The 8,901-nt window shown below is 62.8% G+C and carries 9 protein-coding genes; 5 read left to right on the forward strand and 4 right to left on the reverse strand.

What is annotated here, in order from left to right:
* Window positions 1–297: 297 nt before the first annotated feature.
* Together AAGW05_RS08755 and AAGW05_RS08760 are read left to right on the forward strand one after the other, a co-directional pair.
* Entirely contained in the window at window positions 298–552 is a 255-nt protein-coding gene (locus AAGW05_RS08755; protein ID WP_411804119.1) for a hypothetical protein, read from the forward strand.
* 210 nt (window positions 553–762) lie between these two features.
* Entirely contained in the window at window positions 763–1,245 is a 483-nt protein-coding gene (locus tag AAGW05_RS08760) for a DUF1801 domain-containing protein (protein WP_411804120.1), read from the forward strand.
* Window positions 1,246–1,305: 60 nt separating this feature from the next.
* Here the strand turns inward: AAGW05_RS08760 and rplI are convergent, their stop codons facing one another.
* The 4 genes from rplI to rpsF all read right to left on the reverse strand — a co-directional run bounded on the left by rplI (window position 1,306) and on the right by rpsF (window position 3,116).
* Window positions 1,306–1,755: a 50S ribosomal protein L9 gene (gene rplI, locus AAGW05_RS08765; RefSeq protein WP_411804121.1), complete on the reverse strand. Its 450-nt coding sequence runs from the start codon at window positions 1,753–1,755 to the stop codon at window positions 1,306–1,308.
* 15 nt (window positions 1,756–1,770) lie between these two features.
* Window positions 1,771–2,010 (reverse strand): 30S ribosomal protein S18, encoded by a 240-nt coding sequence (gene rpsR, locus AAGW05_RS08770; protein ID WP_003800144.1) that lies wholly within the window; start codon window positions 2,008–2,010, stop codon window positions 1,771–1,773.
* Window positions 2,011–2,136: 126 nt separating this feature from the next.
* A complete protein-coding gene (locus AAGW05_RS08775) occupies window positions 2,137–2,748 on the reverse strand; it encodes a single-stranded DNA-binding protein (protein ID WP_411804122.1) in 612 nt (203 codons plus the stop codon).
* A 62-nt stretch (window positions 2,749–2,810) separates the two neighbouring features.
* Window positions 2,811–3,116, reverse strand: coding sequence for a 30S ribosomal protein S6 (gene rpsF / locus AAGW05_RS08780; protein WP_103467154.1), 306 nt, complete (start codon window positions 3,114–3,116; stop codon window positions 2,811–2,813).
* Window positions 3,117–3,370: 254 nt separating this feature from the next.
* Between rpsF and AAGW05_RS08785 the strand changes: the two genes are divergently transcribed.
* The 3 genes from AAGW05_RS08785 to AAGW05_RS08795 are packed head-to-tail and all read left to right on the forward strand — an operon-like array spanning window position 3,371 to window position 8,804.
* On the forward strand, window positions 3,371–4,828 hold the full coding sequence (locus AAGW05_RS08785; protein ID WP_411804123.1) for a DUF3375 domain-containing protein: 1,458 nt from the start codon (window positions 3,371–3,373) through the stop codon (window positions 4,826–4,828).
* Entirely contained in the window at window positions 4,825–5,514 is a 690-nt protein-coding gene (locus tag AAGW05_RS08790) for a DUF4194 domain-containing protein (protein ID WP_411804124.1), read from the forward strand. The genes AAGW05_RS08785 and AAGW05_RS08790 overlap by 4 nt, the downstream gene beginning before the upstream one ends.
* Complete coding sequence (locus tag AAGW05_RS08795; RefSeq protein ID WP_411804125.1) at window positions 5,511–8,804, forward strand: ATP-binding protein; 3,294 nt, start codon at window positions 5,511–5,513, stop codon at window positions 8,802–8,804. The genes AAGW05_RS08790 and AAGW05_RS08795 overlap by 4 nt, the downstream gene beginning before the upstream one ends.
* The last annotated feature ends 97 nt before the right edge of the window (window positions 8,805–8,901 follow it).

Below are 8,901 nucleotides of genomic sequence, written 5' to 3' on the forward strand. Positions count from 1 at the left end.
GTGGAGGGGCATCCACCAACCCCGTTGTCCACCTACCCTGTGGATAACCGGTGGATTAAACGCCCCTGCTTGTGCACAGGATGGGGACAAGCATGTGGATAAGCTGAGGAGTTGCTCACAATCGCGGCTCTGACCTGCGCAAACACTGTCCACCCCCTGTGGAGAAATACATTTTTCCCGGCGCGCCGCGCTTCGAACCCATAGCTTGACTCCACGCTTAAACACAAGTAGCGCCCGGGATATCCACAGATATATTCCCATCTGTGGATATCCCGGGCGACTCATGTGCGCTGCGTCATGCCACCCTATGCGCGCTTGGGCATGTACTTCCTTCGCGACCTCATGACCATGAACACACCGACCGCAAGGACTGACAGGTCGAGAACCATGGACAGGGCCAGCCCGCCGGTGCCCGTCGCGGGCAGATCACACGCTGACGGAGCCACTGCGGGGTCCGACGCCGCGGCTCCCGCAGGTCTCGCAGTGCCGGCTCTCGCAGGGGTGCTCGCCGGCCACAAATTCACCTCAGGCGACCCGCTGGCCCTCGAATGAGGTGACATCCGTGACGCGCCCATTGGCCGCGTCACGGCCCTGGACGCACGGCGAGATATGGATAACAAAGTGACGAAATCCACAGTAATGCATCCGATGTCTAAGCGTCCACGGGTTCAGTAACACCCGGCTTAGCGCTTCTAATAGCCACCTCCCCTGCGCTCGAAATCCGTTGGCGCTAAGCTAAACCGAACGACGAGGAGACACATCATGGGAAACGCTTCCGACGCCGGGAAGGCCACGAAAACATCCAACAAGACAGTGCCTACGCGGGTTGACCCGCTTGACTTCATCAGCACCGTTGACATCACCTCAACGCGCCGCGGCGACGCCCGTGCGTTGGTGGAGATGATGCGGGAAATTACCGGCGAGGAGCCGCGCATGTGGGGGCCGAGCATCATCGGCTTCGGCGAATACCACTACAAGTACGCCTCGGGACGCGAGGGTGACGCGGCCGCCGTCGGATTTTCACCGAGGAAGGCCAACCTCGTGGTTTACGGACTCACCTACCCGCAGGATGCCGCACCGCTGCTGGAGACGCTCGGAAAGGTCAAGACGGGGACCGCCTGTATTTACATCAACAAACTGACCGACGTGGACCAGGACGTCCTTCGCCAGCTCATCGACATGGCCTATAGGCATTTCACCACCGCTGACATTCAGTCGCTGCAATCGAAGAAACAGAAGGATTAACCAAAAAAAGCCCAACTCCCAAAAAGGGGGTCGGACTTTTTTTGAAGCGTGAAGCGGGTATTAGCCTGCAACAACGTTCAGGGTGATGACAGCTGAGACGCCTTCGTGCAAACGAAGTGTCGCAGTGTGCTTGCCAACCGTCTTGATGTGGGCGGGCAGTTCAACCTTGCGCTTGTCAATGGTTCCCAGACCTGCAGCGGCAACAGCCTTTGCAACGTCGTCAGCCTTGACGGTGCCGAACAGACGACCTGAGTCGCCTGCCTTGACCTTCAGGACAACAACGCTGGCCTGAAGGGCGGCAGCCTGTGCCTGTGCAGCTTCAACTGAAGCGTGCGCGTGGGCGATGCGGGCAGCCTTGATGGCTTCAACCTGCTTCTCGCCACCCTTGGACCAGGTGAGAGCGAAGCCGCGGGGCAGAAGGAAGTTACGTGCGTAACCGTTCTTTACCTCAACGATGTCGCCAGCGGCACCGAGGCCGCTTACTTCGTGGGTCAAAATGAGCTTTGCCATGTTTATTTATCTCCCTTAACCGCGGCCAGCGCCGGAGTAGGGCAGCAAGGCAACTTCGCGGGCATTCTTGATTGCCTGTGCGATCTTGCGCTGCTCCTGAACGGTAACACCCGTGACACGACGTGCACGGATCTTTCCACGGTCAGAGATGAACTTGCGCAGCAATGCTACGTCCTTGTAGTCGATGACAGTGATGTCAGCGGCCTTCAAGGGGTTGGACTTTGGTTTGGGCTTACGGAGTTCAGCCTTAGCCATCGTGGAGCTCCTTAGTATTCGTGGAGCCCGTGGATATTAATCCGCGGGATGGAGTGCGTACGGCGGTTGCCGCACATTTGTAAAACGTTTTTTAAGTACCATGCGCGATGTGTCGCGCACAGCGCTTTAGAAGGGAGGCTCGGAGTTGTCCGGGCCTGCGCCCCAGCCACCGGAGGAGCCGCCACCGGGCGTTGCCCAGGGATCAGCTGCCGGTGCGGATTGCTGCTGCTGGCCGCCGCCCCAGGGAGCGTTTCCGCCGCCCTGCTGGCCGCCGCCGAAGCCGCCTTGCCCTCCGCCGGCGTTGGAGCCGCCGAAGTTTCCGCCCTGGCCGCCATTGCCGCCACCGAAGTTGCCCCCACCCTGACCGCCGGAGCGCTGGGTGCGGTTGACCTTGGCATTGGCATAGCGCAGCGAGGGGCCGATCTCGTCGACCTCAAGCTCCATGACGGTGCGCTTTTCGCCTTCTTTGGTGTCGTAGGTCCGCGACTTCAGCCGGCCCGAAACAATCACGCGGGTTCCCTTTGTCAGGGACTCGGCAACGTTCTCAGCCGCTTCACGCCAGATCGAGGCACGGAGGAACAGCGTTTCGCCGTCCTTCCACTCGTTGGACTGGCGGTCCAAGGTCCGCGGAGTCGACGCAATGGTGAAGTTCGCTACTGCTGAACCGCTCGGGGTAAACCGAAGTTCGGGATCACCGGTGAGATTACCAATGACCGTGATAGTGGTTTCGCCTGCCATCTGCTCCTGCTTCCTGCTTGGTGTTTTCCTACAATGAAAGATTTAAAGTGAGTGAACCGAAATTACTCGGCTACTACTTTCTGCTCTTCCGGACGGGTGATCTTGGTGCGCAGGATGGTCTCGTTGAGGCCAAGAACGCGGTCAAGTTCCTGAGCGGTAGCAGGCTCAGCGGTGAAGTTCACCACTGCGTAGATACCTTCAGACTTCTTCTGGATGTCGTAAGCCAGTCGACGACGGCCCCAGATGTCAACCTTTTCGATGGTTCCACCATCGTTGGTGATGACATTGAGGAACTTCTGAAGCGACGGCTCAACGGTACGCTCATCAACATCGGGGTCGATGATTACCATCAGTTCGTAAGGACGCATATGTGAACCCACCTCCTTTGGTCTAGGCGGTTACGGCATTTCCGTAACAGGAGGTTCATTTGCATTGCCCGTCTGGTGCGAATCACTCAATGAGTGGACCCGGCGCCAGCACAGACTTATCCATCTTACCGCAGGCACGACGCCGGACAGTCACCCCTGTGCGTAACTCTCACCACACGCCGGACGCCGGGTTCCCTGACCCGCGATGCCTTAAAATGGAATGAACCCCGCCCCCGTTGCCGAAAGGCCCCGCCATGCGCTCCACCGACCACGCCGTTGCGCAGTGGCACGCGCAAAAACAATTGCGGCACAGCCCGGCCTGGAAGCTGCTGCAGGGCGCGCCCTGGACTGTCGCCTTCCTCAGGGCCGAGTTCACTGCCACGAAACAGCGTGTGCCGCTTGAAGCGTTCCACGCCGACCTTGCAGACTTCATGAAGGAACTGCGCGGGGAGAACCTGAGCCTGAACGAGGCCTGGCAGGCCTCCAACTACGCCGACTCCTGGGTGCGCAGCCAGTTCCTGGCCCGGCCAATGGTGGATGGGAAGTTCCACTACGAACCAACAGCCGCAACGGCGCGGGTCCTGGCCTTCGTTGACACGCTCACGGGCAGCCGCACCAATCTCAACAGCTCAAGGCTGAGCACGCTGCTGAGAAGCATCGAAACACTCTCCCTGCAAAGCGACCCGAACCCGGATTCCCGCATTGCGGCCCTCGAGGCCGAGATTGCCGATCGGCAAGGCGAGATTGCCGCATTGAAAAGCGGCGCCAACCCCGCTGTGCTCTCCGACGATTCCGCGGTTGCGGCAACCCGCAGCGTCCTTGACCTGGCCGCCAGCCTGCCCGCCGATTTCAAGCGCATGCGCGACGGCGTCGAGTCCATGCTGCACTCGATCCGTCAGGAAATTATGGAGTCCTCAGTGACGAAGGGCGTTGCCGTGGGCCAGGTGCTCGCCGGCGACAGGGCCCTGCGCGGCACCCCGGAGGGCGAGACCTTCCAGGGGTTCACCGAGTTCCTGAACGATCCCCGCCAGCAGGCGCGCTTCCGGCAGTCGGTCAACGAGGTCCTTGAACGGGGCTTCACCGACAAGCTCACAAGCGAGGAACGCGCTAACCTGGCTTCCCTGCTGCGCGAGATGCGCCGCCAGGCCGGCGACGTGCACGCCATTTACGGGCGCCTGTCCGAAAGCCTGCACGCCTATGTGCAATCCGCCGAGTTCAGGGAATCCGTCCTGCTGCGCAAGGCCATCCACGCCGCCGAGCAGGCCGTGGCAGCGGCGCCGCTGGGTTCCCGTACGGCAGTCGTCGGACCAATGCTGTACTCCCCCGACTTTGAAACGCTCGCGGGGATGGGAATCTTCAACCCCGAGGACCACGTCCCGCCGCCCAAGCTGGCCGCACCGCCCGCACTGAGTGGCGCTGACATCCACCGCACGCCCGTCACACCGGCACCCGACATGCCGGCGCTGCAGGCCGCCGTCGACCGCGCAAGGGAAACCCGCAACGGCTCGGCAACCCTGAGCGATGTCTATGCGAGCCTGCCGGACGAACTTCACCACATCAACACCATCCGCGGCCTGATCCTCGCCGCGCGCGGGTCCGGCGACAGCATTGACCCGCAGCGCACTGAAACGCTGACCTTCACCCAGATTGACGGGACCACGCGCACGGCCCGCGTCCCGCTGTTCACCTTCACAAAGGACACCCCGCAATGAGCACCACCCTCCAACCCACCGCCGAGCAGCGCCCGGGCGGCACCGAGCGGTCACTGTTCGACGGCGACACCGGCTCTTTTCCGCTGGAATTGCGCCAGGCATTGGTGCGGCTGCTGCGCGGACCCTATATCGACGGCGCGTCCGAGCCCGCGCTGTGGACAACCATCCTGAACCACGCGGTGTCGCTGCAGCAGTACCTCAGCGAGATTTTCCTGCTGCTCACCATCGATTCGGAACGCAAGATTGCGCTGCTGTCCCCCGCCGGCATTGACGCCGTGCACACGCAGCCGATCGTGGCCAGGAAGCCGCTGCGCCGCGAGGAAACACTACTGGCCCTGCGCCTGCGCGTGCTGCTTGACCGCCATGCCGGGACCGGAACCGACGTCAGCATTTCCCGTGCCGGGGCTCGTGAGATCCTGGCCGAGCACCGCCAGCCAGGCAACGTTGACGACAAGCGCCTCGACGAGCAGACGGATGCCGCACTGGCCAGGCTGCTTAACCTGAAGCTGATCCTGCCCACCGAACTTCCCACCGAGTACAGGGTGAGCAACGCCCTGGCCCTCGCGCTGCCCTTCGACTCGATCGAACAAATCCCGGCCTACCTTGCCGCCCTGGACAAGAGCGAACCCAACGAATCCCTCGACACCGAATCCAACGACGACGCCGCGCAGGAGGCCTTCCTATGAGCATTGCCACCACCTTGCCCATCGGGGAGGAAATCAACCCCGGCCAGTTCCGGCTGAGCCGGATCCAGATCATCAACTGGGGCACGTTCCACGGCCGCCACAGCATGTACGTCGACAGGGCAGGAACTCTGCTCACCGGGCATCCCGGCGTGGGCAAGTCCACCCTCTTCGACGGCATCCAGCACATTTTCTATGCGGCGCCGCGCCTGAACGAGTCCGCGCACGAGGCGTCAAACCGCAAGGACCGCCGCACCACGTTCAGCTACATGCGTGGTCGCAAGATCAAGACCGCAAGCGGCATTGAGTACCAGCGCCCCAGCGCCACATGGTCGGCAATGGCCCTTGTCTTCGAGGACGGCCTGGGACGCCACGTCACCATTGCGGCATTGTTCGACCTCCCGGCCAACGGACTTGAGGGGCAGGTCGGCAAGCACTACGTCATCCACGACAAGCCACTGGACACCGAGGCATTGGAGAAGCACGGGAGCCGCCGCTTTTCGCCGTCGTCCCTGCATGCTGCCCTGCCCGGCGCCGAGGCCTTCGACGTGCACAGGACATTCGCCGAACGCTTCAGGCGCAAGCTGGGCATCCACAACGACAAGGCGTTCAGCCTGCTGCGCACTCTGCAAAACGGCAAGGGCCTGGACAAGGGCGTCAACCGATTCTTCCGCTACGAGGTGCTGGACAAACCGGCAACGCTGACGGCAGCCGCGGACGCCATCGAGGACTTCAATCACCTGAGCGGCATCCACCGCCAGCTCGAGGATGCCCGCGGCCAGCGCGACGCCCTTGCCCCCGTCCCTGAACTGCATGAAAAATTGCGTGAACTCACAGCTTCACATTCCCGCACGGTCGAGCTAAAAAACATTCAGCTTCCCCTGCTGCGCGGGCAGTTCCAGGCAGAGCTCCTCGCCGCGAAGGCCGTGGCACTCGGGGAGGCACGGCAGCACAAGCAGCAGGAAATTGAAGCCGCAACGGTGGCCAAGGATGCCGTGGCCGAGCAGGTAGCAGCCCTGTCCGAACAACACGCCAACCACGGCGGGCGGGCCATCGAGGGCCTGGAAAAGGACATCCGTAGCGGCAGGCGTGAACTGGCCGAGCGCCAGCGCGTGGAAGCCGGCATGCAGGACGACCTTGCCAGCGCCGGACTAGTGCACCACTGGAGCACGCAGGGACTTGCGGCCGCGCGTGCTGAGGCCGCGTCCGGCGTCGAACTGCAGCTGGCGGAGACCGAATCGGCACGGACCCGCGAGTACCAGGCCGTGGCAGCGAGCGTGAACCTGAAGGCGCAGGAGAAGGCGCTGCGGTCGGAAATCGAGTCGTACCAGCGCCGCGGATCCAACATTGACTCACGCAGTGCCACCGCCCGCCGCGCCATTTGTGCAGCGACGGGCCTCACACCCGAGGACATGCCGTTCGCCGGGGAACTCGTGGACATTGGCAGCGGCCACGGCGCGTGGCGTCCGGCGGCCGAAAAGGTGCTGCGTTCGCTGGCAACGACACTGCTGGTCCGCAGCGCGGACATTGCCGCAGTCACCTCCGCCATCGACGGCCTCGACGGACTGGGCAAGCTGCGCTGGATCAACCTCGGCGTGCCGGCGCGACCAGCCAAAGCCGGCAAAAACCACCTCGCAACGAAACTCGACTTCCACGATTCCGACGCCGGATCCTGGCTGCGCGAAAAGGTCACCGGTGATTTCGCCTTCACCTGTGTGGAGGAAGAAACAGCCCTCCATGACCACCCCAAGGCACTGTCGCGGGCGGGCACGGTGAAACTCAGCGCCGCCGTATTTGAGCGCGACACCCGCTCCATCAACCCCGCCGACTACCTGCTAGGCTTCAACAACGTTGCCAAGATTGCGCAGTTGGAGGAGCAGGCCCAGGCGTTGGCCGACGAGCATGCGGAGTCGGCGACCGCAGCGACCGTGAGCACCCTTGCCAAGGAACAGTCGGCACGCCGCCTTGCCGCGCTGAAGCGGATCGCAGCGGACACCCGCCCCTTCGAGGACTTGGACTCGGCGGGTCCTGCCGCACAGCTGGAACAGCTGCAAGCCGCCTTGGAACAGACCATCGCCGGCAGCGCCACCCTTGCCCAGCTGCGAGTCTCCCTGGCCGAGGCCAATGCCGACCTCGAGGCCGCCGTTGGCCGCGTGGCAGTGCTCCACCACGACCTGTCCGGGATTGACCGGGACCTCGTCAATGTTCGCGCCGTCATGGCCGGAAATGAGGACAGCGCGCAGGCGCAGGGTTGGGCGCTTGAGGCGTTTGCCCCGTACCTTGCCGACGGCGAGCCCGCCTCCCTGGATGAGCTTGAGGTGCTGCTGAGTGGCGTCGCTGTTGATCTGGGTGAGCGCATTGCCACCTTCAAGGAACGCATTTTCCGCACCGAAGGCGCCCTGGGCGACATCTTTAAGGCGTTCGCCCGCCAGTTCGGGCCCACCATGAGCGCCAGCCACGGTACGGGCGCCGATGCGGCACCGCATTATGTTGACTTATTTGAGCGCATTGTTTCCGACGGCCTGCCGCAGCGCCAGGACGAGTTTAGGGAGTACTTCAACAACCGGTCCTACGAGCGTTTTTCCGACCTCCTGCAGTTGCTGGAGGAGGAACGCCGCTCCATCGAGGAGCGCATCCTGCCGCTGAACCAGATCCTTGCGGATGTGCCGTTCGAGAAGGGCAGCCGCCTGCGGCTGGAAGTGAAGACCACGATTCCCGAGGAGGCCAGGGCCTTCAGGCTTGAGCTCAAGGACGCACTGGGCAATGCCTACACGAAGGCAACCGAGGAGACGATGGCCGCGAGCTACTTGCAGCTTGAACGCCTCGTCAATGCCTTGGCAGACCCCGCCCTGGCCCACTGGGCCGACACCGTCCTTGACGTCAGGCAGCATGTGACCATCAGCTGCAACGAGCACCGCCCCAACGGCGAGGTCGAGGTCGGCCTGGAGCCGGGAACCCTTTCAGGTGGCGAGGGGCAGCGGTTCACCTCGTTCATCATGGGCGCCGCCCTGGCATATCAGCTTGGCATCGACATCCAGGGGTACAGCACGTACGGCACTGTCATGATTGACGAGGCCTTTATTCAAGCCAACTCCGAATACGCTGGCGCAGGCATCAACGCGCTGCAGGAGTTTGGTTTCCAGCTGCTGCTGGCGGCTCCCGAGGACAAGGTCGATCTCTCCCGGCACCTGGGTTCCGTCACCGACATCATCAAACACCCGCAGGCCAATGTATCGGGGTTTGTTTCAACGGGCCAGTCCCCCGTCACGGCCACGGACATCATCCTTCGGTAGTGGTTGGGTTATAGCGATTCTTCGCTATGCGCCGCCCGGGATGGAATTCGTGGTTAAACAGCTGTGGCCGCCCCGGAAGGGGGCGGCCGTGGGGTGT

The sequence above is a fragment of the Arthrobacter sp. LAPM80 genome (genome assembly GCF_046736435.1).
Classification (GTDB): Bacteria; Actinomycetota; Actinomycetes; order Actinomycetales; family Micrococcaceae; genus Specibacter.

Coding starts and splice junctions, on each gene's coding strand:
- rpsR (WP_003800144.1), bottom strand. CDS start 2,010: ATGGCTAAGGCTGAACTCCGTAAGCCCAAACCAAAGTCCAACCCCTTG.
- AAGW05_RS08755 (WP_411804119.1), top strand. CDS start 298: ATGCCACCCTATGCGCGCTTGGGCATGTACTTCCTTCGCGACCTCATG.
- AAGW05_RS08760 (WP_411804120.1), top strand. CDS start 763: ATGGGAAACGCTTCCGACGCCGGGAAGGCCACGAAAACATCCAACAAG.
- rplI (WP_411804121.1), bottom strand. CDS start 1,755: ATGGCAAAGCTCATTTTGACCCACGAAGTAAGCGGCCTCGGTGCCGCT.
- rpsF (WP_103467154.1), bottom strand. CDS start 3,116: ATGCGTCCTTACGAACTGATGGTAATCATCGACCCCGATGTTGATGAG.
- AAGW05_RS08795 (WP_411804125.1), top strand. CDS start 5,511: ATGAGCATTGCCACCACCTTGCCCATCGGGGAGGAAATCAACCCCGGC.
- AAGW05_RS08785 (WP_411804123.1), top strand. CDS start 3,371: ATGCGCTCCACCGACCACGCCGTTGCGCAGTGGCACGCGCAAAAACAA.
- AAGW05_RS08790 (WP_411804124.1), top strand. CDS start 4,825: ATGAGCACCACCCTCCAACCCACCGCCGAGCAGCGCCCGGGCGGCACC.
- AAGW05_RS08775 (WP_411804122.1), bottom strand. CDS start 2,748: ATGGCAGGCGAAACCACTATCACGGTCATTGGTAATCTCACCGGTGAT.